Genomic DNA, 25091 nt, shown 5'->3' with positions numbered 1-25091 from the left:
TCGGAGGGCGCATCCCGGATAGTTTTCTCCTTCGTTAGGTGGGCGAGGGGAGAGCGGGTTCGCGGATGCACTACAATATTCGGTCGTTGCAGGTGTTCGAATGTGTCTACCGGCATGCCTCGCTGGCGGGCGCGGCACGGGAGCTGGGCATAACCTCGAGTGCGATCAGCCATCAGCTGCGCAGTCTCAGGGAGCAGATCGGCGAGGAGCTTTTCGTCAAGCAGGGCCGCAGCATCGCCTTCACCGATCGGGGGCGGCAGATCGCCGAAAGCCTGAAATATGCTTTCTCGGAGATCGATTCTTCCGTCCGAAACGGTATTGCAGCTTCCAGTCGCTTCCTGCGGGTCACCATGTGCAGCTGCTTCGGGCTCGGTTGGTTCATTCCGCGGCTGGAGGGCTCGGCACAGGCCGGCTGGCGCAACCATCTGCGGATCAAGATGGATGCGGAAGACGTGGATCTCAGCGACCGCATCGCGGACGTGTTCTTTTCGACCACTCCGCTGAAATCGGGTTACTGGTCCTGCAAGCTGTTTGACGAGACGTTGATCGCGGTTTCCCCCGAGCACGGGAGAGGAAGTCAGCTCATCACGCATGATGTCGAGGAGGCGGTCTTTGGAGACGACTGGCTGGCCTTTTCCCGCACGGCCGGCAATCTCTGGCCGACACCCGTGGATCGATCCACGTTCATCGGCTCCAGCCACTATGTCTTCGGGCTGGAAATGGCGATGGCCGGGGTTGGTAGCGCGCTGGTTCCGGATTTTCTCGCGGAACGGGCACTGGAAAAGGGACGGGTCGTGCTCGCCTCCCGCCACCGCATGCCCTCGGGACGGGCCTACTACATGAACATCAAACACGCCCGGCGTCATGAGCCGCTGATCGACGGGTTTTGCTCCTGGGTTCTCAAGACTGCACGCCGGTAGCGTCCCCACTCTGTATTCCCTGTAGAGGCGCGGTTGATACCCTTCATTCCCTCTTTTCGGGAATATGAGGTCGATTTTGATCGCATTGGTAGTGGAAACGGACAAAATGCGTGTATTTCTACAATAAATGCAATCCTAGGAAGTAAATTCCTGTTCTATACCGGTGAATTTGGTTCAGGTGAATGAGATAAACTCAATGTTCAATGAGATGTACAGTTAAATTTTTGCAATCTATGGTATTTTCCGAGTAATATTTCCTGTTTAAGCCCGAATTAACAAATGGATGTAATATTTTTCCTAGTCGATTACCCCATCTGCTCAGTCGGAGTTCCACATTTCCCGAAAACAATGTGGCATTGGTTGCCTGCCCGCGATGGGCCGGGCGGCTCGTTGATGCGCGGATGAGGCGGTTGCACCACCGTTTTTCCATCCTCGCGAGGCACTCATGTCCTTTCTGCAGAATGCCAAGATCATAACGAAAGTGCTGGTTCCAGTCGTCGCGCTAAGCGCGATCGTCATTGCCAGCGTTGCTTACCTGTCCTGGAGTTACCATCGCGCCGATGAGAGTTACAGCGCGTTTGTCTCGAGCGACAACCGTGCGACCCTGCTCCTGTCGCGGGCCAATACGAGTGTGCACACCGCGGCCTATGTCGCCTACAAGGTCCTCGCTTACGATGCGAAGGCACCGGAAATGCAGCAACTCCTCGGCAGTTTTGCAGACAGTTCGAAGCAGGCGATCGAGCGCTTCGAGGCAGCCAAGCAGCGCCTGCCGGAAGCGGCGACCGCTATTGATGGCATGATTGGCAAGGCTCAGGCGATTTTTGCAGAGTTGAGCAAGGCCGTTGAGTTCGGTTCGCGCAATGAGAATGACGCGGCCCGCCCCATCCTCGCCCAGCAGGACGTCGCGATTATCGAGCTTCGCAAGATGCTCGGCACATTCATCGATGAGAACACCGCATCCATTGATGCGCAGACCGAAGTCCTGGCGAATGGAACGGATTTCACGATCAAGTCGTCGCTCATAGCGCTCGGTTTCGTCCTGGTGGCCGCACTGGCCGCATCGCTCGCAATAACCATCTACGGCATTACCCGGCCGGTGGATGCCCTTCGTCAGCGCATGCTGGGCCTTGCCAAGGGAGAAACGGAAGCGCCGGTTTCGGGGCTTGGCCGCAAGGACGAAGTCGGCCAGATGGCCGCCGCCGTTGCGGTGTTCCGCGACAACGCCGTCGAGCGCATCCGGCTTGAGCAGGAAGCGGCATCGAACCGCAGCCTCTCGGAAAACGAGCGGCTGGAGCGCGAGGCCCAGAAGGCACGCGAGGCCGCCGCCATCCAGGCCGCCGTGGACGCGCTCGCCACGGGCCTCGAACAGCTGTCCAACGGCAATCTGACCCACCGCGCCCACGAGCCCTTCGGTTTCAATCTCGATGGCTTGCGCACCAACTTCAACGACTCGATGGTCAAGCTGCAGAACACCTTGAAGCGGGTCGAGGAAAGCACCCGCAGCATCAATGCCGGTGCAAACGAGATGCGCTCGGGCGCGGACGATCTCGCCCGCCGGACTGAGCAGCAGGCCGCATCCGTCGAGGAGACGGCGGCCGCGCTGGAGGAAATCACGACCGCGGTGAAGGATTCGGCCCGTCGAGCGGAAGAGGCCGGCACACTCGTGGCCCGCACCCGGGAAGGGGCGGAGCGCTCCGCCATCGTGGTGCGCGACGCGATCGAGGCGATGCAGCTGATCGAGAAATCCTCCGGCGAGATCACCAACATCATCAGCGTGATCGACGAGATCGCCTTCCAGACGAACCTCCTGGCGCTCAATGCCGGCGTCGAGGCTGCCCGAGCCGGGGAAGCCGGCAAGGGCTTTGCAGTGGTCGCGCAGGAAGTGCGTGAACTCGCCCAGCGTTCGGCGGCGGCTGCCAAGGATATCAAGAACCTCATTGGCGCTTCCAGCCAGCAGGTGCAGGCTGGCGTGCAGAAGGTCCGCGAAACGGGTGCCGCGCTTGGCACGATCGCGACGGAGGTACAGGAAATCAACCGCAATGTCGTCGCCATCGTCGAGGCGGCGCGTGAGCAGTCGATCGGACTTTCGGAAATCAACACGGCCGTCAATTCCATGGACCAGGGCACGCAGCAGAATGCGGCCATGGTTGAACAGACGACGGCGGCAACGCACAGCCTCTCCAGCGATGTCACTGCTCTTTCTCAGCTGTTGGCCCAGTTCAAGCTGCACGAGCGGGAGCATGCTCCGGTTGCCGTCGTTCCCTCTTCCGGGAGTTCTCCCGTCCGGGCGCTGACCCGCAAGGTCGCAAGTGCGTTCTCCGGCTCTGCCGCCCTCGCCCATGCTCCACAGGGCGATCAGTGGCAGGAGTTCTGAGATGTCCGGGACCGGCAAGCCCGAAAGGGATGCCGGTCCCGGGCTTCGTTGCAGGCCGCATCAGGCAGCGGATTGCCGGTTGGTGTCACCTCGAGCATGCACAGGATGGAGTTTTAGCGAATGTTGACGGTATATGGCTGCCTCGTGAACGAGCACGATCTGCGGCTCGTGCTCCTCGCCGGGCTGGTTTGCACCCTGGCCTCCTTCGCTGCGATCAGCCTCCTGCACCATGTGCTGCGTACGCAGGGGCCGCTTCGGACGATCTGGCTGTGGGTTGCCGCGACGGCGACGGGTTTCGGCATCTGGGCCACGCACTTCATCGCAATGCTCGCCTTCTCCCCGGCCATGCCGACCGGCTACAACATCGCGCTCACGGCGGTCTCGCTGCTGGATGCGATCCTGCTGACGCGCCTCGGGCTTTCGGTCGCGCTGGCCCGTATCCGGTTCGCGCGCTGGCTGGGCGGGGCCGTTGTCGGCGGCGGCATCGCGGTGATGCACTACACGGGCATGGCCGCCTTCGAAATTCCCGGCCGCATCGAGTGGGACCCGATGCTGGTCGCCGCCTCAATCATACTCGGTACGGTGATCGGGGCCTGTGCCCTGCCGGTCGGTCTGCGCGAGCGCAGCAAGGCGGCACTCGCCGGGGGAGCGTTGTTGTTGACCCTTGCCATCGTCAGCCATCATTTCACGGCCATGGGCGCGGCGGCGATCGTTCCCGATCCACGCTATCAAGTCTCCCCGCTGGCTATCCCGACGGGCTGGCTGGCCGTGCTGGTCTCGATCGCGGCATTCACCATCCTGCTTCTGACCTTCGCCGCGCTCGCGCTCGACATTCGCGACCGCCGGCTTGCCGAGCGGGAATCGGAGCGCATGCGGGCCCTGGCCAATGCCGCCTTCGAAGGCCTTCTGGTCTGCCGGCAGGGGGTGGTCGTTTCGGCCAATGCCAGCTTCGAGACACTCGTCGCCTGCCCGCAGGAGCAGGTGATCGGCGCCGCGCTTGCGACATTCCTGCCCGATGCGGCGGCCCGTCGCCAGCTCGCGGACAGGCCGAACACGGCTTTCGAAACGCGGCTGCGCGCGATTGACGGGGCAATGATCGATGTCGAGGTGGTTTCCCGGCCGATCGGCTTTGCCAACGCGCCGCACAGCGCCATCGCCGTCAGGGACCTGCGTGCCCGCAAGAAGGCGGAAAACAACATCCACTTCCTTGCCCACCACGATACCCTGACGGGCCTTGCCAACCGAAACAGCTTCAACAGCGAGCTCGACGAGCAGATCGCCGCCCATCAGCCGAACGGGCGTCTGGGCGGGTCGCATCTGGCGGTGCTCTGCCTTGATCTCGATCGCTTCAAGGAGGTCAACGATCTCTTCGGCCATGCCGCTGGCGACAAGCTGCTACAGAAGGTGGCGCAGTCGGCTTCAAGGGTTCTGCGCAAGGGCCAGCTGATGGCAAGGCTTGGCGGTGACGAATTCGCCATCATCGCGCCTGGTCTGAGCAATCCCATGCAGGCGGGGCGGATCGCCGAGAGCGTGCTTGATGCATTGCGGACGGAAAATGAGAATGCTTCCGCCACGGACGGCCTGATCTCGACGAGCATCGGTATCGCGCTCTTTCCGGCGGACGCGGCCGACCGGACGTCGCTCATGAGCCATGCCGACACTGCACTCTATCGCGCAAAGGCGGACGGGCGCGGCATCTACCGTTTCTTCGAGAGCGCCATGGGCGAGCAGGTGCGCGAACGTCGCCGCATCGAACACGACCTGCGGCACGCCATCGTGCGGGGCGAGCTCTCTCTCGTCTACCAGCCGCAGGCCCGTACCGCGGACCGGGAGGTCGTCGGCTTCGAGGCGCTGCTGCGCTGGAACAGCCGCGAGCGGGGTCGTATCGGACCGGACGTGTTCATTCCCATCGCGGAGGAATGCGGGCTCATCCTGCCGATCGGCGAATGGGTGCTGCGTGAGGCCTGCCGGGAGGCGGCGGGCTGGGCGCATCCGCTCGGCATTGCCGTCAATGTCTCGCCGATCCAGCTCCACAGTGCCCATTTCGCCCAGCTGGTGCACGAAACGCTGCTCCAGACAGGCCTTGCGCCCCATCGCCTGGAACTGGAAATCACCGAAACCGCTCTCATCCGTGACTTCAACCGGGCCCTTGCGACGCTACGCCAGTTGAAGGCCCTCGGGGTCCGGATCGCCATGGACGATTTCGGAACCGGCTATTCCTCGCTTTCCAACCTGCGGGCGTTTCCCTTCGACAAGATCAAGATCGACGCATCGTTCATCCGCTCGGTCGACGGAAACGGGCAGGCGGCGGCGATCGTGAAGGCCGTGCTCGGCCTTGGCCGCGGCCTCGACTTGCCGGTCCTTGCGGAAGGCGTGGAGACGGCGGAAGAACTCGCCTTCCTCAGCGCCGAAGATTGCCAGGAGGTGCAGGGCTATCTCGTCGGCCGGCCGCGACCGATCGGCGAGTTCTCCAAGCATACCGGCTCGATGCCGGCCGTGCGCGGGCCTGCCTATGCCGAAAAAGGTGCAAACACCTGACGAGGCCGTCTATCGAGACAACTGTCCACTTGGACAGAGCGGGGCGACGTCGGCACCCGGCCCTGCACAGGCGGCCGCTGCCTGCTGTTCCCGCAGGAAGGTCGAGATACGTTTCAGCCCTTCCGCCAGCACCGTGCCGTTGTTGGTGAAGCCGATCCGTACATAACCTTCCATGTCCATGGCGCTTCCGGGCGTCAGCATCACGCCGGTGCGCGCCAGCAGCCCTTCACAGAACTCCACGGAGGAGAGAGGCAGGTGGTACTTCAGGAGGGCGGTTGTGCCGGATTTCGGCTTGATCCAGGAGACCAGCGGCTCGCCGTCGACCCAGGCCGCAAGTGTTGCGAGGTTGCTGCGGGTGATGGCGCGGCTGCGGGCAAGGATCTTGTCGCGGTTCTCCAGCGCGATGGCGGCGAAGTGGTCGTCCAGCATCCCGACGCTGATCGTGTTGTAGTCGCGGTGGATCGAGACGGCGTGCAGCAGGTCCACCGGTCCGGCGATCCAGCCGAGACGCAGACCCGCAAGCGCGAAGGTCTTCGACATGCTGGCAGTGCTGATGCCCTTTTCGTAGAGATCGGCGATCGAGGCGGTCATGCCGTCGCCCTCCTGGTCCGTGCCGCGATAGACCTCGTCACAGAGGATCCAGGCGCCGGCGGCCCGGGCGATCTCGACGACCTTCTCCAGATAGGCGCGATCCATCAGCGCGCCGGTGGGATTGTTGGGGTTGTTGATGGCGATGAGCTTCGTGCCCGGCGCCGCCAGCCGCTTCAGTTCCTCAAGATCGGGTAGGAAACCGGTCGCCTCCGTCAGCCGGAGGATCTGCACGTCGGCGCCGATGCTCTCCGGGATGGAATAGTGCTGCTGGTAGGTCGGCAGCACGGAGATGACGCGGTCGCCGCGCTCGACGAGCGTGCCGTGCACCAACGCGTTCGCGCCGATCGCACCATGCGTGATGACGACGTTTTCCAGCGCCTGCTTCTCGTAGAGGGTGGCGACCAGCTTGCGCAGGCGCTCGCTGCCCTCGATTGCCCCGTAGGTCAGCTTCATCGGCAGAAGCTCGGAGAGGATCGTGTCGGTCTTGCCCGCCATCTCCAGGAGCTCGGCGACGGTCAGAGATTCGACACAGGTCTCGGCGATGTTCAGTTCGCAATTGTTTTCATGGCGGTTCATCCAGATTTCAACGCCGAAATCACGAATCTTCATGGGGCAACTCCTTTGGTGTCTCGGACATCGGCAGCAGGCGATGGAGAGCGTGCGGTTTGCTGTCTTCAGGACAGGGATGATTACACAGGATATTATGAGCAGTATATTGCTCAGTCAAGGATGCCCGATGTCTTCGCCCCGTTTCAGACGCCCGTCTTTGGTCGCGAGCCATCCTCTATCGGGACGGACCGGCACCGCCGCGCGCGAGCATCCTTGGCAGGTCGTACCCGCCTGCGGCCTTTTCTTGGAAAAGGTCACGTCTGTCGCAAAACCTGGATCAGCGCGCCATCAGCTGCAAGGCGTCCTGAAGGCCCGGCATGGCGATGCCTGCGCCCTTGCGCGTCACGGCGACGGCGCCGAAGGCGTTGGCGAGGCGGCAGCAGTCGGGGCCGCTGAGGCCGGTGAGGCTGCCGTGGATATGGCCGGCGGCGAAGGCATCGCCGGCGCCGGTCGTGTCCACTGCCGCGGTGGAAAACCACGGGGCACTGTCGGTGCCCTCGCGTCGGCAGAGGCGTGATGCGGCTCCATCCCCCTTGAGCGCGATGTGTCGCACGCCACCCGCCAGCAGCGCGGCGAGCATCGGCTCAAGGTCGCTCCCCTGCGGCCGATGCAGGAGGCGGGGAAGGTCGGCGCCGTCGAGCAGGATCATGTCCAGCTTCGGCAGAAGGCTCAGCACCTTGCCGGCGATTGTCGAGGCGACGCCGCCGGGCACGTCGAGGCTGACGGGGATGCTCCGCGCTGCTGCAATATCGATGGCGCGGCAGGCGGCCTGCGATTGCGGGGCTTGAAGCAGCGCATAGCCGGAGAGATGGAACAGCGCGGCGCCTTCGAAGGCGCTTTCGGCAATGTCGTCCGGCACGAGATGGGCATTGGCGCCACGATAGGCGAACATGGTGCGTTCGCCGCTCGCACCCACCGTCACCACGTTGATCTGCGTCGGCTCGGCCGGATCCTCGCCGATCCAGCGGGTCGCAACGCCGGCTCCGACAAGATCCGAAAGCGCCTGCCGGCCCCAGGCATCCGCACCGATACGCCCGATCAGGCGGGCCTCGTGGCCGGAGCGGGCAAGGGCAATCGCCGTGTTGGTGGCCGAACCGCCGAGTGCCACGGTCTGGTGCGTGGCGATGCCTTCCCCGCCCTCGGGCGGGTAGAAGGGAATATCGAGCACGAGGTCGATATTGATATCGCCGAGCAGGACGACCGCGGCCATCGGGCGGCCTCAGAGATCGACGTGCATCAACGCGATCGCCTGATCCACATCGGCGATGATGTCGTCGATATGTTCGATGCCGACCGAGAAGCGCACCAGGCCGTCGACCACGCCCATCGCCTCGCGTTCCTGGCTTGGAATGTCGAGGAAGGCCATGGTGGCGGGAACCTGCGTGGTGGTGCGAAGGCCGCCGAGGCTGGCTGCGAAGGAGCACAGTTTCAGCCGCTTGAGGAGGCGTGCGCCGGAGGCTTCGTCGGCGACCTGGAAGGAGAGCATCGCGCCGCCGCCCTGCAACTGCTCGCTGGCTGCAGCGTAGTTCGGATGCGAGGGCAGGCCGGGATAGAAGACACGCTTGACGCGCGGATGAGCCTCCAGGTGCTTTGCCAGCGCCAGCGCGTTGGCGCATTGCTTTTCGAGGCGCAGCGACAGGGTCTGGGCGCCGCGCAGAAGCAGCCAGGCGTTGAAGGGAGAGAGCGGCGCGCCGAGCTTGTTCAGCGTGTTCCAGCGCACATCCTCCAGCCAGTCGGCGGGCAGGATGTCCGATTTCAGTGTGATGACGCCGCCGACGGCGTCGTTGTGGCCGCCGATGAACTTGGTGGCGCTTTCGACGACGACGTCGACGCCGAATTCATGCGGGCGGCAGACGGCGGGGGAGGCGAAGGTGTTGTCGCAGATGACGACGATGCCGCGGGCATGGGCGATCTCGACCAGCTTTCTGAGCGGCGGCACCTTCATCGTCGGGTTGGCGATGGCCTCGACATAGAGGACCTTGGTTTCGGCGGTGAAGGCGTTCTCGACGGCACGAACATCCGTGCAATCGACGAGGCTGACCTTCAGGCCGAAATCCTGGGCGCGGTGGTCGAAGAATTCATGGGTCGAGGAATAGGTGGTGAGGTCGGCGACGATATGATCGCCGGCCTTCAGGATGCCGAAGAGCGCATGCGAGATCGCTGCCATGCCGGATGCCGTGGCAAGGCAGCCGGTGCCGCCTGTGAGCTGCGCGATATGCTCTTCGAACTTGTACTCTGTCGGATTGCCGCAGCGCGAATAGATGTTCACTTCCTTGCGCGCGCCGGCCACGATCTGGTCGTAGATGTCGCCGGCATACTGGAAGTTTGCCGACATGTAGATCGGGTAGCTGATCGACTGGGAGTGTTCCTCCGGCTCGTAGAAGACGGCGCGGCTGGCGAACTGGTAATCCTTGGCAGACATTGTGTTACTCCTTCACGGCGCCGCCGATGAGGGCGGCCGTGATCTGGCGTTCGAAATAGACAAAGAGGATGAGCGGGGCGATGGCCGCGATCAGGATCGCCGCCAGCATCACCGGATAGTTGGTGATGTGCTCGCCGACGAAATCGGTAAGACCGACGGGCAGGGTCTTGCGCGCCGGATTGTTGATGAAGACGACGGGGAAGAGGAAGTCGTTCCACACCCAGATCATGTTGACGATGGCGACGGTGAACATGGCCGGCCTTGCGATGGGCAGGGCGACCTTGCGAAAGATCTGCCATTCGGAAGCGCCGTCGACGCGGCCGGCGTCGAAGAGTTCGCGCGGCAGCGTGTTGAAGAAGGCCTGCATGATGAAGATCGATACGGGCACGTTGAACGCCGCCGTCGGCAGGATGACGCCGAGATGGGTGTCCAGCAGGCCGGCTCCGCGCAGCATCACGACGAGCGGCACCAGCGCCACATAGGCGGGGATCGCCATGGCGGCGGTGAGGGACAGTTCCACCGCCGGCATCCAGCGGGGCCGGTAGATGGCGAGCGCGTAGCCCGCGAGCGTCGAAACGAGGACGGTGATCAGTGTCGCGCCGGCCATGACGATCAGCGAATTGACGGCGTAGCCGCCGAGCGCCCCGCCGCTCCACGCCCCGATATAGGCGTCGAAATTGAGGCTGGTCGGGAAGGACCAGACGGAGCGCATGAATTCCTTGTTCGTCTTGAAGGTGCTGTAGATCATCCAGATGAAGGGGAAGATTACCATCAGCACATGCAGGGTGAGGAGCGCGAGCACGACGCTGTTCGTGCGGTTCCAGCGGTGGACGACCGTCGTCATGCGTCCCCCTTGCGCTTCATGTAGCGGAAGATGATCCAGGCGGCGAGGGCCGTCAGCACCATCTGGGCGAAGCCGATGGTTGCGGCATAGCCCATCTCGAAGCTGCCGAAGCCCATCTTGTAGAGGTAGGTGGAAACGACCTCGCTGGCGTGGCTCGGCCCGCCATTGGTGAGCACGAACACCAGAGAGAAGGTTTTGAGCGAGCCGATGATGGCGAGCAGTGAGTTGGCGCGCACGGCATCCCAGACCATCGGGATGGTGATCGAGACGAACTTGCGCAGATGGCCCGCGCCGTCGATCTCCGCCGCCTCGTAGACGCTTTCCGGCACGGAACGCACGGCCGCGGTGAAGAGCAGCACATAGAGCCCGAGATAGGTGAAGCTCATGACCACGACGACGGCGAGGAAGGCGGTGTCGGATTCGCCGAGCCAGCCGCGCTTCAGGCTGTCGAGGCCCACCACTTTCAACGCCGCGTTCACCAGCCCGAAATAGGGATTGTACATGAAGCGCCAGAGCAGGCCGATGCAGATCTCGCTGACCATGACGGGCACGAGATAGAAGAACAGGAAGATGCGGCTGAAGGCCGGCACGATGCGCACCAGGCAATAGGCGATGACCAGCGCCAGAAAGACCTGGAAGACGATGGCCGAGAGCGCGACGAGCAGGTTGCGGCCGAGCGAGGCCCAGAAGATCGGGTCGGCGGCAAGCCTGAGGACATTGCCGGCGCCGACGAAGAGCGGCGGGGAGGCGCCGTCCCACTGGAACATCGACAACCAGCCGGCATAGACGACGGGATAGGCGACGAAGGCGAAGACGAAGACGAGAGCCGGCGCCAGGAAGACCAGCGCCGCCCGATTGTGTCTCTTCGCAAAGCCGATGTCAGCGCGCATCATCCCGCCGGTTTCCTGGAGGTATCGGCCCGCCGACGTTGAAGCGCCGGCGGGCTGTTTTTCCTACTTGTTCGCCTTCAGCGCCTCTTCGAGGCGCTTGGTACCGTCGGCGGGCGCAACGGAACCGTCGAGCACGCCCTGCAGCGTCGTGTAGTAGATGTTCGTCGCAGCCGGCGGCATGGCCGTATCGTAGAAGGAATCGAGATGGCCGGCGGCGTTCATCAGGTCGTTGCTGATGCCGTAGAGCACGGGACCGGCAGCGGCCTCGGTGGTGGCGCCCTTGACGGTCACCATCGTCTTGCGCAGCTCGACATATTTGGTCATCACCTCGGGCGAGGAGAGGAACTTCAACAGCGTGACCGCGTCGGCCTTGTTGTCCGTCTTCTCCGAAATGCCGAAGGAGGCGGCAACACCAGCCAGCACGTCCGTCTGGTCTCCCGCGCCGCCGGAAACGCTCGGGAAGGCGAAGTAGCCAAGCTCGAAACCCTCGGGCGCATCGGCCGATGCGCCGATCTGCCAGGTACCGTTGAGCAGCATGGCGGCCTGGCCGTTGAGGAAGAGCATGTTGGCCTCCTGGTCGCTCATGCCGTTGAAGCCGATCGGGAAATACTCCTTCTTGGCGATCTCGGCGACCGTCTGGAAGGCCTTCTCGCCCTCCGCGCCGAGCGTCGCAGCGGCGTCGCCATTGACGAAGGACGCGACGACACCGGAGCCCTTCAGGCGCATTTCCATGTACTGGAACCAGAAGGTGGCCGGCCAGGAATCCTTGTTGCCGAGCGAGAAGGGCACGAGGCCCTCTCCCTTGACCTTCTCGGCGAGCGCCATCAGCTCGTCATAGGTCTTCGGAACGGTCCAGCCCTTTTCGGCGAACAGCGCCTTGTCGTACCAGAAGACGACGGAATCGACGTCGACGGGCACGGCATAGGTCTTGCCGTCCTTGCTGGTCTGGGCGATGGCGCTTTCCAGGAAGCTGTCGCGCCAGCCGTCCTTGGCAAGATCGGCATCGAGCGCATACATCTGGCCGCCCTTTACGAAGGCATTCAGGAAGCCGCCGGGCAGGGTGTAGAAGACGTCCGGCGGGTTGCCGGACGCCATGGCGGTGTTGAGCTTCGTCTTGTAGGCCGATTGCTCGGCCGCGACGACATCCAGCGTAATGTCGGGATGTTTCTTGGCGAATTCGTCGAGCGCGAAGGTGATGAAATCGATCTTGTCCTGCTGCCCGGCATAGGCATGCCAGAAGGAAAGCTCGCCGGCCGCGGCCGGAAGTGCGGTGAGCGCAAGCGCGGCGCCGGCAATGAGAAGACGTTTCAGCTTCACGATATCCTCCCGAAACGATGGGGCAGCGCCCTCCGCCGCCATATGAAGTGATGCCACAACAAAAACTAGCTGTCCATAGTGACACCACAACATGCCCATGCTAGCGTCACCGCTATCGACCGTGTCAGACCGCGAAAGAGCCGCCATGACCGTTGACCTGCGTGGTCCGTCCAATCCCGCGAGCAGCCGGCTGCGCAGCGTGCTGCCGAAACTGTCGGACTCCGAGCGTCGCGTTGCGCTCTGGGTGCTCGACAATGTCGAGGCGACCATCCGCAATTCCATGTCGGCCATCGCCCAGGCGGTGGACGTCAGCGACACGACCGTGCTGCGCATGTGTCGCACCGCCGGCTTCGAGGGCTTCACCGATCTAAAGCTGGCCTTGGCCCAGGAGCCGCGCCAGAACCAGGACACGAACGCCAGCGAGCCCCATGCGAGCGACCTTCAGGCTGCCGGCCGCTTGTTCCGCGCCGTGGCGCAGGCGATCAACGATACGCAGGGCGTGCTTTCCGAGGCGACCTTTGCCGGCGCGCTCGATCTCATCGCCGGCGCGCGCCATATCCTTGTCGGCGGCGTCGGCGGATCAGGCATCGTCGCGCAGGCTTTCTATCAGCGCTGCATCCGGCTCGGTCTCCGGTGCGATGCACCCGTCGATTCCCAGTTGCAGATCATGCATTCGGCGCTGACCGGGCCGGAAGACCTCGTCGTCGTCATCTCCTACTCTGGCATCACCAGCGATCCGGTGCTCGTGCTTCAGGAAGCGAAGTCGCGCGAGGCAAAGACGCTCTGCATCACCGGCAACAGCGCCTCGCCGCTGGCGCGGCTTGCCGATGTCGTCCTCGTCAGCGTCTCGCACGAGCAGGGCAGCGAGCCGATGGCCGCACAGATCGCCCAGATGGCGCTGATCGACGCGCTCTATTCCGCCCTCGTCGCGCGCAATGCCGAGCGGGCCCAGCTCACCGAGGAGCGGATGGTCAACGCCATCCTTCCCAAGTCCATCTAGTTCCAAGACAGGGAATGCCGTGAAAATTCAGATCTACACCATGCAGACCGTTTCCGAGGCGATCGCCGCGGCAGAGGCGGGCGTCGACTATCTCGGCCTGACCCCCTCCAATCGCGGCCTGCCGGGCGAAATCAGCTTCGCGACGGCGCGCGAGATCGCCGATGCGCTGAAGGGCCGGGCGTCGCGCGTCGCGCTGTCGGTGGAGAGCGATCTTGGCGCCATCGCCGACATGGTCGCCGCCGTCCGGCCGGACGTGCTGCATCTGTGCGGCGACATCACGCTTGTGACGCCGGATCATGTACGCCAGCTCCGCGAAACCCTGCTGCCGCTCTATCCGGACCTCGGCATCCTGCAGGCCATCCCGATGACCGGGCCGGAAGCGCTTGATCATGCCGCCGCCTTCGAGCCCTATTGCGACAGCTTCATCCTGGATTCCGTCGCCGCCCATATCGGCGGCATCGGTGCGGCGGGCGTCACCCATGACTGGTCGCTGAGCCGCGCGATCGTCGAGCGCAGCAAGCTGCCGGTCATTCTTGCCGGGGGGCTCGGACCGGACAATGTCGCGGCCGCCATCGCCGCCGTCAAACCCTGGGCCGTGGATTCGCTGACCCACACCAACAAGCCGCTGCCCGAAGGTGGCTTCCGCAAGGACCTCGACAAGATCAAGGCCTTTGTGACGGCTGCAAGGGCGGCCTGAGCGGTATCCTTTAAGGAAGAAAAGGGGCGGTACCATTGGTGTCGCCCTTTCTTTTTAGATCGCTGCGTTGCCTCTTATGGCTCCATTGGAACTTCTAATTTTCCAGCGACAGCGAAGATTTCTACCTTGAATCCCGTCAACCGGCGCGATTGGCCGCGGTCAAGGGAGTTTTTCGAATGAACATGTTTGCGCGAGGGATGCCGAACCAGCTGCTGCGGCTGCAGGAGATGCACAATGGCGAGAAGGTGCGGCCGACATTTTCGGCGGGCGAGATGGAGCGGCGGCAGAATGCTATGCGGCGCATCCTGGAGGAGCTGAAGCTCGATGCGGCGGTCCTCACCTCCTACCACAACATCTGCTATTTCTCCGATTTCCTCTACTGCTCCTTCGGCCGTCGTTATGCCTTCGTCATCACGCCGGAAAAGGCGACGTCGGTTTCCGCGGGCATCGATGCGGGTCAGCCCTGGCGGCGCACCTTCGGCGACAACATCACCTATACCGACTGGCAGCGCGACAATTTCTTCCATGCCCTGCAGACGCTGCTGCCGAAGGTCTCGCGCATCGGCATCGAATTCGACCAGGTCAATCTCGACCTGCGCCGGCTGCTGGAGGAGGCGTTCCCGCATGTCGAATTCGTCGATATCGGCGCGCCGACCATGTGGCTGCGGACGATCAAGTCGGCCGAGGAGATCGTGCTCATCAAGGAGGGTGCCGCGACGGCCGATATCGGCGGGGCGGCGGTGGCAAACGCCGTTCGCGCAGGCGTGCCGGAATACGAGGTGGCGCTGGCGGGAACGCAGGCCATGGTCCGCCATATCGCGAACCGTTTTCCCCATGCCGAGCTGATGGACACCTGGGTCTGGTTCCAGTCGGGCATCAACACGGACGGCGCGCACAATCCGGTGACCGCGCGCCAGGTGGAGAAGGGTGACATCCTTTCGCTCAACTGCTTCCCGATGATCGCGGGCTACTATACCGCGCTGGAGCGCACGCTGTTCCTCGACCACGCCAGCGACGAGCACCTGCGCATCTGGGAGATCAATTGCGCCGTCCATCGCCGTGGCCTCGAACTCCTCAAGCCCGGCGCGCGCTGCGGCGACGTCGCGACGGAACTCAACGAGATCTACCGAGAGCACGGCCTGCTCGGCTACCGCTCGTTCGGCTACGGTCATTCCTTCGGCGTGCTCTCGCACTATTACGGCCGCGAGGCGGGCGTGGAACTGCGCGAGGACATCAACACGGTGCTGCAGCCGGGTATGGTCGTCTCCATGGAGCCGATGCTGACCATTCCGGAGGGCATGCCGGGCGCCGGCGGCTACCGCGAGCACGATATCCTCGTGATGACCGAGACCGGCAGCGAGAACATCACGGGCTTTCCCTTCGGTCCGGAGCATAATATCCTCCCCGCCTGACCCGTCCGCGGGCAACTTGGAACGGGCCGCCCGATCAGCCCGTTTCCTTTTGGAGCGGTGCCGATCCCGTGAGAAACATTCCGACCGATCTTCTTCGCACCTTCCTCGCGGTCATCGACCTGCGCAGCCATACGCGCGCCGCCGAGCAACTCGGCCGCACCCAGCCGGCCATCAGCCTGCAGATGAAGAAGCTCCAGGAGCTTCTCGACGTTTCCCTCTTCGCCAAGGATGCCAGCGCCCAGCCGACCGAGGCGGGCGAGCTCGTGGCGAGTTATGCCCGGCAGATGCTGACGCTCAACGACGAGATGGTGCTGCGGCTCTCCAGGCGGGACCAGCACGGCAAGATCCGCCTCGGCATTCCCAACGACTATGCGGACCATTTCCTGCCGAAGCTAATGCCGCGTCTTGCCCGCAGCGGCCACGATTTCCGCTTTGAGGTGGTCTGCGATCTCTCGCATGTCCTGCTGCAGGGGCTGCGCAACGGCCTCTACGATCTCGTCGTGGCGATGACGCCGGACGGGCCGGCGGAAGGCGCGTTCATGACCTGGAAGGAACCGCTCGCCTGGGTCGGCGATACGCCGACCTCCGTCGTGACGGATGGAAGCGCGAACCTGCGCATCGTCTGCTATCCGGAAGGCTGCCTCTATCGCCGCGCCATGCTGACGGCGCTGCAGCGCGACGGGCGCGGCTACGATCTCGTCTATACCAGCCCCAGCCTTGCCGGGCTGGAGGCTGCCGTCGGCTCCGGCTTCGGCAACACGGTGCTCGCCCGCCGCATCGTGCCGAGCAAGCTGAGGACGCTCGACGAGGCGCTCGGTCTGCCGCGCCTCGCCGACGTCGTCGTCGGCATCTATCTGAGTTCGGATCGCAAGCGCTCGCCGGTTGCCGAAAGTTTTGCGGCGCATTTCGCCGATGCATTCCTCGCCAGCAACCGGGACGGCTGATCAGGCGCGGCGCGCCCGCCCGATCAGGCTCAGCACCACGAAGAGTGCGATGGAGACGGTGGTCAGCAGGCTGGCCGCCGCCATGATCGTCGGGTTGATCTGGTCGCGGATGCCGGAGAACATCTGTACCGGCAGGGTGCGCTGGTCGGCCCCGGTGAGAAACAGGGCGACGATTACCTCGTCGAAGGACACCGCGAAGGCGAGCAGCGCGCCCGAAACGATGCCGGGCAGGATGAGCGGCAACGTGACGGCGAAGAACACGCTGACCGGTCCCGCCCCGAGGCTTGCGCCCGCCCGGCTGAGATTGGTGTCGTAGGTCGACAGCGCCGAGAGCACGGTGACGACCACGAAGGGGATGGCAAGCGCCGCATGGGCCAGCACGAGGCCGGTGCGCGTGTTGGTCAGCCCCAGTGAACCGAAGAACATGTAGGCCCCGACGGCGACGATGACGACCGGCATGATCATCGGCGAGATCATCAGTGCCATCACGGCCTTGCGCGCGGGGAAGCCGGGGCGGCTGATGCCGAGGGCGGCGAGCGTGCCGAGGACGGTCGCGATCAGCGTGCTGAGGGCGGCGGCGGCGAGGCTATTGACGAGGCTCTGCATCCAGCGTGCGTTCTGGAAGAAATCCGCATACCAGCGCCACGAATATTCCCGGATCGGGAAGGTGAAGAACGGATCCTTCGAGACCGAGAGCGGGAAGACGACGAAGAGCGGCCCGATCAGGAAGGCGAGCACGGCGAAGGCGAAGAGGACGACGGCGATGCGGCAGAGCCGTTCGCTGCGGGTCGCGTAAGCGGGAAGCCACATGGTTCTATCCAAGCTTGATACGCTCCGCGCCGACGAGGCGCAGGAACAGGAGATAGATGGAGATCGTCATGACGAGAAGCAGGCCGGCCAGCGCCGCCGCCATGCCCCAGTTCAGGTCGCGGTTGATATAGGTGGCGATGAAGTTCGAGAGCATCTGGTCGCGCGGGCCGCCGACCAGCGCGGGCGTGATGTAGTAGCCGAGCGACAGGATGAAGGTCATCAGGCAGCCGGCGGCGACGCCCGGAAGCGTCTGCGGCGCGTAGACCCGCCAGAAGGCGAAGAACGGCGGGGCACCGAGCGAACGCGCCGCCCGCATCTGTCCCGCGGGAATGGATTTCATGACGCTGAGGATCGGCAGGATGGTGAAGGGAAGCTGGATATGGGTCATTGCCGTCACCGTGCCGAAGCGCGTCAGCATCAGTTGCAGCTTTTCGGTGGTGAGGCCGAGCGCCAGGAGCGCCTGGTTGATGACGCCGTCCGTCTGCAAAAGCACGACCCAGGCGGTGGTGCGCACCAGAAGCGAGGTCCAGAGCGGCAGCAGCACCATCAGCAGCATGAAGCCGGCAATGCGCGCGGGCGCCAGCGAAATGACATAGGCCGTCGGGAAACCGAGAAGAAGCGTCGCCGCCGTCACGAGGCCGGCGATCCAGAGGGTGCGCCCGAGGATGCCGAGAAAGACGGCCTGGTCGTCCTTGACGCGCGTGACGGCGCCGGACGCGTCCTGTTGCAGGTCAACCGCCGTCAGCAGGTAGTAGGGCGTCACGGGCGCGGCATTGCGCTTGATGATCGCCCAGAGGTCCGGGCTTGCCCAGACGGGATCGAGCGCGGCAAATTGCGGGGCGAGGGCACCGTCCTGAAAACCACCGAGATGGCGCACGACGGACATGATGCGGCTGCGCATGCCGGCGCTTTCGTAGTTCAGCCGTTTTCCAAGCGCGGCGGCAGTGTTTTCCTCCTTGGCGTGGGTCAGATCGCCGAGAAGCGCGGCGTAAGCTGCCTCGCCCGGCGTCGCCAGCCCATCCCAGTCGGCAAGGATCGCGGCGGTTTGCGGCAGGGTATCGCGCACCTCCGGGTTTCGCACGGCCGTGGTGAGGAAGAGCCCGATCGGCGCGGCGAAGGTGACGACGAGGAAGAGCAGCGCCGGCAATGCCAGTGCGAGCGCGCCGAGCCGGCCCGGCAGTTCGGCTCGCCGGAGTGCGGCGCGCAGGTTCGGGGCGGCGGCTGGGGAGGGGAGGGAAAGGGTCTGTGTCACGGTCACCTCGCCAGCAATCTGCAATCGGCGGCGGAAAAGGCCATGCCGACCTCGCTTCCGGGCAGGGCCGTCGCGCCTTCGGCTGCCGGCAGGCTGGCGACGAGGCGTTCGGTGCCGAAAGCTTCGAGGGTGAGACGCACCCGGTCGCCGAGGAAGGTCTTGTCGAGCACCCGGGCCTTGATGCGGTTTTCCGCACTTGCGTTCCCAGCGCCATCAAGCGTGAGCCTTTCGGGGCGCAGCGAGACGGTGAGGTCCTTTTGCGCGGGATACGCCGGCCCGCTCGCTGCAAGGCGCGTTCCGTCCTTCATCCGCACGAAGGCGAGGCCGTTCTCGCTGCCGAGGAATTCGCAGGAGAGCGTGTTGTTGTCGCCGATGAAGCCGGCGACGAAGCGGTTCTCCGGCCGGTCGTAGAGTGTCACCGGATCGGAGAGCTGCTGGATGCGGCCGTCGTTGAAGACGGCGATCCGGTCGGACATGGTCAGCGCCTCCGACTGGTCGTGCGTCACATAGACCATGGTGATGCCGAGCTGCTGCTGGATCCTGCGGATCTCGATCTGCATGTGCTCGCGCAACTGCTTGTCGAGCGCGCCGAGCGGTTCGTCCATCAGGATGAGCTTTGGCTTGAACACCATGGCGCGGGCGAGCGCCACGCGCTGCTGCTGGCCGCCGGAAAGCTGCGCCGGGCGGCGTTCGCCAAGCCCGTCGAGCTTGACCATGGCAAGCGCCTCCGCAACCCGCCGTGCCGCATCCGCCCCGCGGATCCCGCGGTAACGCAGCGGAAAACCGACATTGTCGGCCACCGTCATATGCGGGAAGAGCGCATAGTTCTGGAAGACGAAGCCGATGTCGCGCCGCTCGGGCGGCAGGCGTTCTACCGCCTGCCCCTCCAGCAGGATGCGCCCGTTCGTCGGTTGCTCGAAGCCGCCGAGCATCATCAGTGTCGTCGTCTTGCCCGAGCCGGACGGGCCGAGCATGGTGAGGAACTCGCCACGCCGCACGGCAAGGTTCAGGTCCTCCACCACCAGCGTGCGCCCGTCATAGGTCTTCTGCACTCGCTCGAAGGCGACCATCGGATTGGCGGCAGGGGATGGCGACGGCTCGTCGCCGAGCCGCCTCCTTTCCAGCGTCATCGTGTTCATCCGCCCGTCCTTCAGTTGGAAAGCCAGGTGGTGAAGCGCTTGCGGATCTCGTCGCCATGGTCGGCCCAGAAGGCATTATCGAGCGTGAGCGAGGTCGTCAGGTTGGCCGGGCTCGTCGGCAGGTTTTTTGCGTCTTCTGCGGCCACCTCGGCAGCCGCCGTCGAGCGAACGGGGCCGTAGGGGATGTATTTGGCGATGCCGGCCAGCACCTTCGGCTCGACGGCGAAGCGGATGAAGGCAAGCGAACCTTCGATGTCCTTCGCGCCCTTGGGAATGACCCAGTAGTTGGAATCGAGGATCTGGTTGTCCCAGACGATGCCGAAGGCGCGGCCTTCCTTGTTGGCGTTGAAGATGCGGCCGTTCCAGGCCGTCGTCATGGTCACCTCGCCCGAGGCGAGCAGTTGCGGGGCCTGCGCGCCGGCCTCCCACCAGACGATCTGCTCCTTGATCGTATCGAGTTTGGCGAAGGCGCGGTCGAGGCCCTCCGGTGTCGCGAGCACCGTATAGACATCCTGCGGCGGCACGCCATCGGCAAGCAGCGCGAATTCGAGATTGGTCGCGGGGTTCTTCCACAGGCCCCGTTTGCCGGGGAAGGCGGCAAGGTCGAAGAGGTCGGCAAGCTTCGTCGGCACCTTGTCGAGCTTCGCCTCGTCATAGGAGAGCACCGTCGCATAGACGATCGTGCCGACGCCGCAATCCGAGGTCGTGCCGGCCAGCCATTCTGATTTCGGCCCGATCTTCTCCCAATCGATCGTTTCGAAAATGCCCTCGTCGCAGCCCTGTAACAGCGTCGGCGCATCGACGTCGACCACGTCGATCGTCGTGTTGCCGCTGTCGATCATCGCCTTGATCTTGGCGATCTCGCCGCCGTATTCCTGCTCGGAGACGGCCCGGCCGGTTTCCTCGGCATAGGCGCTGAAGACGGCCTTGCGCTGGGCGTCCTGGTAGGCGCCGCCGAAGCTCATGACGGAAAGCGGTTCAGCGGCGTTCGCCGCACCGAGAAGCAAACAGGAGGCAAGCGCCGTCGCTGCCAGAAACATGGGTTTTCTGAACATGGAAATTCCTCTCTGGAGACAGATTCAAATGCCCGTCGCGCCGCCCGTCTTGATTGCGGGCTGTGAGGAAAGCCTATGTTGCGCCATGCTGCGGCGCAAATAAGTAGGTATGATGGAGACATGAGCGCCGCTTATCGGCATGCGCCGGACAAAAAAACGCCCCGTAAAACGGGGCGTTGTATCTTTCGTTTCGAAACGCCGGTCAGGCTGCTTCGCGGTTCTCGACGTCGGTCGGGACGGTGGAGATCGTCTTCAGGATCTGCGAAGCGATCTGGTAGGGGTCGCCCTGGGAGTTCGGGCGGCGGTCTTCCAGATAGCCGCGGTAGCCGTTGTTGACGAAGGAGTGCGGCACGCGGATCGACGCGCCGCGGTCTGCCACGCCATGGCTGAACTGGTGGATCGAGGCCGTTTCATGCTTGCCGGTCAGGCGCATGTGGTTGTCCGGTCCGTAGACGGCGATGTGGTCGGCACGGGCTTCTGCGAAAGCGCCCATGAGGGCTTCGAAATAGTCCCTGCCGCCGACTTCGCGCATGTAGGCGGTCGAGAAGTTGGCGTGCATGCCCGAGCCGTTCCAGTCGGTGTCGCCGAGCGGCTTGCAGTGATATTCGACGTCGATGCCGTACTTTTCGGTCAGGCGCTGCAGCAGGTAGCGGGCAAGCCAGATCTCGTCGGCAGCCTTGCGCGAGCCCTTGCCGAAGACCTGGAATTCCCACTGGCCCTTGGCGACTTCCGCGTTGATGCCTTCATGGTTGATGCCGGCGGCAAGGCAGATGTCGAGATGCTCTTCGACGATCTTGCGGGCGGTGGCGCCGACATTGCTGTAGCCGACGCCGCAATAGTACGGGCCCTGCGGAGCCGGGAAGCCGGCATCCGGGAAGCCGAGCGGCCGGCCGTTCTGGTAGAAGAAGTATTCCTGTTCGAAGCCGAACCAGGCGCCGTCGTCATCGAGGATGGAGGCGCGCGTGTTCGACGGATGCGGCGTCTTGGCGTCGGGCATCATGACCTCGCAGAGGGCGAGAACGCCGTTCTTGCGCTCGGGGTCAGGATAGACGGCGACCGGCTTCAGCACGCAGTCCGAGCTCGAGCCTTCGGCCTGCATCGTGGAAGAACCGTCAAAACCCCAGAGCGGAAGCTGTTCCAGCGTCGGGAAAGCGTCGAATTCCTTGATGAGGGTCTTGCCGCGCAGGTTCGGGCTGGGCTTGTAACCGTCGAGCCAGATGTATTCGAGCTTGTACTTTGTCATTTCGTTCTCTCACGTGACGCTGGTTTTACGAGGCTGCCGGACGCCTGGGGCGCTCGACAACCGGATAGCAGATGAAATGCATCAAACGTGCCAGATCGAAGCGAGCGCGGATATCTGCGGAAAATTCATCGTCCTGCGGAGGTCTGCCCGCAAACACGGCGATACTTTCGCTGAAAGAAGGGGCGCGTTGCACAAAAAATGGGCGGAACGAGGCGGGCTTTAAGGCATTGCTCGTTCTTGAAGCCAGTGGCGTAACCTTCGGCCCCCTGGAACTCCGGGCAGATGGATCGCCGGACCTCCGGTGAGGTGAAAAATTTCACGATGCCGCGACGGTGCGCGAAGAATATCTCCGGTGACTGGCAATCGCAGCGATTCATTGCCTATAAAATCTATGGATTATATCTTCTAATAGTCTCGTTGGCTTGCCAGGAGGATATCATGCCCAAGACCGAATCCAATCCCATCACGCTGGGGACCCGCGCTCCGGACTTTGTTCTGTCCGATGCCGATGGCGCCGCGTTCAGCCTCAAGGATTTCGCGGATAGCCCGGCACTGCTGGTCGCTTTCATCTCGAACCGCTGCCCCTTCGTGGTGCTGATCCGCGAGGCGCTGGCGCAGTTCGCCCGCGATCATGCCGGGCAGGGGCTTGCCATCGTCGCGATCAACAGCAACGACGCGGAGGCGCATCCGGAGGAAGCGCTCGAACGGCTCGGCATCGAGGCGAAGACCTATGGCTATGATTTCCCCTACCTGAAGGATGAAACGCAAGGCGTCGCCAAAGCCTATGGCGCAGCCTGCACGCCGGACTTCTTCCTCTACGACCGCGAGCGCAGGCTGGCCTATCACGGCCAGTTCGACGACGCCCGCCCGGGCAACGGCAAGGATGTCACCGGCGCGGATCTACGTGCGGCCGTGGAAGCTGTGCTGATCGGGGGTGCTGCAGCAGCGGCACAGGTTCCCTCCATCGGCTGCAACATCAAGTGGACGGCCGGCAACGAGCCCTCCTGGTTTCCCACCGCCGCCTGAACCGGCCGTCATTCTCCTCGTACCAGGCCGGAACATCATGGCATCGCGTCGCAAGGAACAGCCCACCCTGGAGGGGCGCCTCATCGAAACGGACGTGCTCGTCGTCGGCGGCGGGCCGGCCGCCGGCTGGGCGGCGCTGTCGGCGGCCGAGGCCGGCGCCCGCGTCGTCCTGGCCGACAAGGGCTACCATGGCACAAGTGGCGCCACCGCGCCGTCGAACACGGGGACCTGGTGCGTGCCGCCGGGCGAAGGGCGGGCGGCCTCCGTCGAGCAGCGTTTCAAGCGCACGGTCGGCCTTGCCGACCGCCGCTGGATGCTGCGCGCCGCCGACCAGGCCTACGAGAACCTCCAGAAGCTGGTGGAATGGGGGTATCCGTTCCCGAGCGAGGAGGACGGCAGCCTCTACATCGCCAATCTGCGCGGGCCGGATTACATGCGCTTCCTGCGCCAGCGCGTGCAAAAGGCCGGCGTGACGATCCTCGATCATCACCCGGTCCTCGAATTGCTTGGCGACGACAATCATGTCGCTGGCGCCGCAGGGCTTGCGCGCCGCACCGGGGCAAGTTTCCAGGTCCGGGCGGGGGCCGTGGTGCTGGCCACGGGCGGTTGCGCCTTTTTCGAACGCATCCTTGGCGGTACGGGGCTGACCGGCGACGGCTATCTCTTCGCCGCGGAGGCCGGTGCATCGCTGTCCGGCATGGAGTTCACCGGCAAATACACGCTCGCCCCGCATGGCACGTCGCTGAACAAGGGCCTGCCTTTCCGCTGGGCCACCTTCTACGGCGCGGACGGTCAGGTGCTGCGCGACGCTCGCGGCGAGCCGGTGACGAACGGCATCGGCGGCGGGGAGCGGCTGGTGGCAGAAGCGCTTCTGTCCGGTCCGGTCTACGCCCGGCTCGATCTTGCCGAACCCGCCATGCAGGATTGGCTGCGGCGCGGCCAGCCGAACTGCTTCCAGCCCTATGAGCGCATGGGCATCAATCCGTTCGAGGATCTCTTCCGTGTCGATCTCAAATACGAGGGCACGGTGCGCGGCACAGGTGGCATCCGCATCGTCTCCTCCGATTGCGGCACCGGTATTTCCGGCCTCTATGCCGCCGGCGACGCAGCGAGCCGCGAGAACGTGACGGGCGGCATTTCGGGCGGCGGCGCAATCAATGCCTCCTGGGCGATCGCCAGTGGCTGGTGGGCCGGCCATGGCGCGGCCCGGCACGCCCGCCGTTGGCAGGGACGTGATGGAAACCGCCTGCGCCCGCTCGGCAGGACAGGCCTTCGCGGCCCGGCCGGGGAGGCCATCGATCTTGCCGCCGCCGCCCGCACGGTGCACGACGAGATCGCCCCGCTCGACAAGAGTTACTGGCGCACGGCTGCCACGCTTGAAGCGAGTGGCAGGACGCTGGAGGACCTCTGGTCCCGGCTGAACGGGGCCTCGCCTGCCGCGGGCCTTGACCGCCTGCAGACCCGCGAGGTCGCGGCCGTCACCGCCAGCGCCCGCTGGACGGTTGCCGCGGCCGCGCTGCGCACGGAAAGCCGCGGCGTGCACCGCCGGCGCGATTTTCCGGGCGAGAGCGAGGCGCAGGCAAGCCGCATCATCGTCTGAGGCCTCGATCGCGTGACGGCGGTGCGGGAGACCCTTTCCCTCGAAACGGCGCAGGAGGGCTGAGGATGATCGAAGTCGTCTCCGCCGACCGCTGCATCCGCTGCGATATCTGCGAGCGCATCTGTCCGGCCTTTGTCTTCGATCGGGACGAGACGGGGCTTCCCGTCATCGCCCGACAGGACGACTGCCAGACCTGTTTCCTCTGCGAAATCTACTGCCCGACCGATGCGCTCTACGTCGCCGAGCAGGCGGATGGCCCGACCGGCATCACCGAGCCCGACGTCCTCGAGCGCGACCTCTTCGGCGCCTATGCCCGCGCGCTCGGCTGGAACCGCGGCCGCGCCGGGGGAACAAGGAATGATCCGACCCGCCACATCCGCGTGGCACAGGTCTGAAAAGGAGATACCC

Annotated in this window: 21 protein-coding genes; 10 read left to right on the top strand and 11 right to left on the bottom strand. The window is 64.4% G+C overall.

From position 1 onward, the window contains the following. Positions 1–65 precede the first annotated feature (65 nt). The 3 genes from P9A16_RS25415 (at position 66) to P9A16_RS25405 (ending at position 5832) form a co-directional block, all read left to right on the top strand. Complete coding sequence (locus P9A16_RS25415; protein ID WP_023516387.1) at positions 66–920, top strand: LysR family transcriptional regulator; 855 nt, start codon at positions 66–68, stop codon at positions 918–920. A 445-nt stretch (positions 921–1365) separates the two neighbouring features. After that, a complete protein-coding gene (locus tag P9A16_RS25410) occupies positions 1366–3294 on the top strand; it encodes a methyl-accepting chemotaxis protein (protein ID WP_024270272.1) in 1929 nt (642 codons plus the stop codon). A 120-nt stretch (positions 3295–3414) separates the two neighbouring features. Continuing rightward, entirely contained in the window at positions 3415–5832 is a 2418-nt protein-coding gene (locus P9A16_RS25405; protein WP_278026017.1) for a bifunctional diguanylate cyclase/phosphodiesterase, read from the top strand. A gap of 9 nt (positions 5833–5841) precedes the next feature. Here the strand turns inward: P9A16_RS25405 and P9A16_RS25400 are convergent, their stop codons facing one another. The 6 genes from P9A16_RS25400 to P9A16_RS25375 all read right to left on the bottom strand — a co-directional run bounded on the left by P9A16_RS25400 (position 5842) and on the right by P9A16_RS25375 (position 12505). Then, positions 5842–7032: an aminotransferase gene (locus P9A16_RS25400; protein WP_023516927.1), complete on the bottom strand. Its 1191-nt coding sequence runs from the start codon at positions 7030–7032 to the stop codon at positions 5842–5844. A 277-nt stretch (positions 7033–7309) separates the two neighbouring features. Next, positions 7310–8242, bottom strand: coding sequence for a carbohydrate kinase family protein (locus P9A16_RS25395; RefSeq protein ID WP_023516926.1), 933 nt, complete (start codon positions 8240–8242; stop codon positions 7310–7312). A gap of 9 nt (positions 8243–8251) precedes the next feature. Continuing rightward, positions 8252–9454 carry a trans-sulfuration enzyme family protein gene (locus tag P9A16_RS25390; protein ID WP_023516925.1) on the bottom strand — a complete coding sequence of 401 codons (1203 nt, stop codon included), beginning with the start codon at positions 9452–9454 and terminating at the stop codon, positions 8252–8254. A 4-nt stretch (positions 9455–9458) separates the two neighbouring features. After that, a complete protein-coding gene (locus P9A16_RS25385) occupies positions 9459–10298 on the bottom strand; it encodes a carbohydrate ABC transporter permease (RefSeq protein WP_023516924.1) in 840 nt (279 codons plus the stop codon). Then, positions 10295–11191 (bottom strand): carbohydrate ABC transporter permease, encoded by an 897-nt coding sequence (locus tag P9A16_RS25380; protein ID WP_023516923.1) that lies wholly within the window; start codon positions 11189–11191, stop codon positions 10295–10297. The genes P9A16_RS25385 and P9A16_RS25380 overlap by 4 nt, the downstream gene beginning before the upstream one ends. 60 nt (positions 11192–11251) lie before the next feature. Further along, on the bottom strand, positions 11252–12505 hold the full coding sequence (locus P9A16_RS25375) for an ABC transporter substrate-binding protein (RefSeq protein WP_023516922.1): 1254 nt from the start codon (positions 12503–12505) through the stop codon (positions 11252–11254). Between the two features lie 145 nt (positions 12506–12650). On the opposite strand from P9A16_RS25375, the gene P9A16_RS25370 reads away from it, so the two are divergent. The 4 genes from P9A16_RS25370 to P9A16_RS25355 all read left to right on the top strand — a co-directional run bounded on the left by P9A16_RS25370 (position 12651) and on the right by P9A16_RS25355 (position 16558). Beyond that, entirely contained in the window at positions 12651–13505 is an 855-nt protein-coding gene (locus P9A16_RS25370; protein ID WP_023516921.1) for a MurR/RpiR family transcriptional regulator, read from the top strand. A 19-nt stretch (positions 13506–13524) separates the two neighbouring features. Further along, positions 13525–14202 (top strand): phosphoribosylanthranilate isomerase, encoded by a 678-nt coding sequence (locus P9A16_RS25365; protein WP_024270273.1) that lies wholly within the window; start codon positions 13525–13527, stop codon positions 14200–14202. Positions 14203–14399: 197 nt separating this feature from the next. Further along, a complete protein-coding gene (locus tag P9A16_RS25360; RefSeq protein WP_037406120.1) occupies positions 14400–15614 on the top strand; it encodes a M24 family metallopeptidase in 1215 nt (404 codons plus the stop codon). 68 nt (positions 15615–15682) lie between these two features. Beyond that, a complete protein-coding gene (locus P9A16_RS25355; protein ID WP_024270274.1) occupies positions 15683–16558 on the top strand; it encodes a LysR family transcriptional regulator in 876 nt (291 codons plus the stop codon). Here P9A16_RS25355 and P9A16_RS25350 read toward each other — a convergent pair whose 3' ends face one another. The 5 genes from P9A16_RS25350 to P9A16_RS25330 all read right to left on the bottom strand — a co-directional run bounded on the left by P9A16_RS25350 (position 16559) and on the right by P9A16_RS25330 (position 22057). Next, entirely contained in the window at positions 16559–17368 is an 810-nt protein-coding gene (locus tag P9A16_RS25350; RefSeq protein WP_050745042.1) for an ABC transporter permease, read from the bottom strand. Positions 17369–17372: 4 nt separating this feature from the next. Then, positions 17373–18620 (bottom strand): ABC transporter permease, encoded by a 1248-nt coding sequence (locus P9A16_RS25345; protein ID WP_024270275.1) that lies wholly within the window; start codon positions 18618–18620, stop codon positions 17373–17375. Positions 18621–18622: 2 nt separating this feature from the next. Further along, on the bottom strand, positions 18623–19759 hold the full coding sequence (locus P9A16_RS25340) for an ABC transporter ATP-binding protein (RefSeq protein ID WP_024270276.1): 1137 nt from the start codon (positions 19757–19759) through the stop codon (positions 18623–18625). A gap of 11 nt (positions 19760–19770) precedes the next feature. Then, positions 19771–20814 (bottom strand): ABC transporter substrate-binding protein, encoded by a 1044-nt coding sequence (locus tag P9A16_RS25335; RefSeq protein WP_023516649.1) that lies wholly within the window; start codon positions 20812–20814, stop codon positions 19771–19773. Between the two features lie 202 nt (positions 20815–21016). Next, a complete protein-coding gene (locus tag P9A16_RS25330) occupies positions 21017–22057 on the bottom strand; it encodes a glutamine synthetase beta-grasp domain-containing protein (RefSeq protein WP_023516650.1) in 1041 nt (346 codons plus the stop codon). A gap of 438 nt (positions 22058–22495) precedes the next feature. Between P9A16_RS25330 and P9A16_RS25325 the strand changes: the two genes are divergently transcribed. From P9A16_RS25325 to P9A16_RS25315, 3 genes are all read left to right on the top strand, one after another. Further along, positions 22496–23083: a thioredoxin family protein gene (locus tag P9A16_RS25325; RefSeq protein WP_023516651.1), complete on the top strand. Its 588-nt coding sequence runs from the start codon at positions 22496–22498 to the stop codon at positions 23081–23083. A 37-nt stretch (positions 23084–23120) separates the two neighbouring features. After that, positions 23121–24683, top strand: coding sequence for an FAD-dependent oxidoreductase (locus P9A16_RS25320; RefSeq protein ID WP_278026016.1), 1563 nt, complete (start codon positions 23121–23123; stop codon positions 24681–24683). Between the two features lie 65 nt (positions 24684–24748). After that, positions 24749–25078 carry a 4Fe-4S dicluster domain-containing protein gene (locus tag P9A16_RS25315; protein ID WP_023516983.1) on the top strand — a complete coding sequence of 110 codons (330 nt, stop codon included), beginning with the start codon at positions 24749–24751 and terminating at the stop codon, positions 25076–25078. Positions 25079–25091: the final 13 nt, after the last annotated feature.

Source organism: Shinella sp. 838, from assembly GCF_029623935.1.
Taxonomy (GTDB): Bacteria; Pseudomonadota; Alphaproteobacteria; order Rhizobiales; family Rhizobiaceae; genus Shinella.
This window is presented reverse-complemented; position numbering and strand designations above follow the sequence as displayed.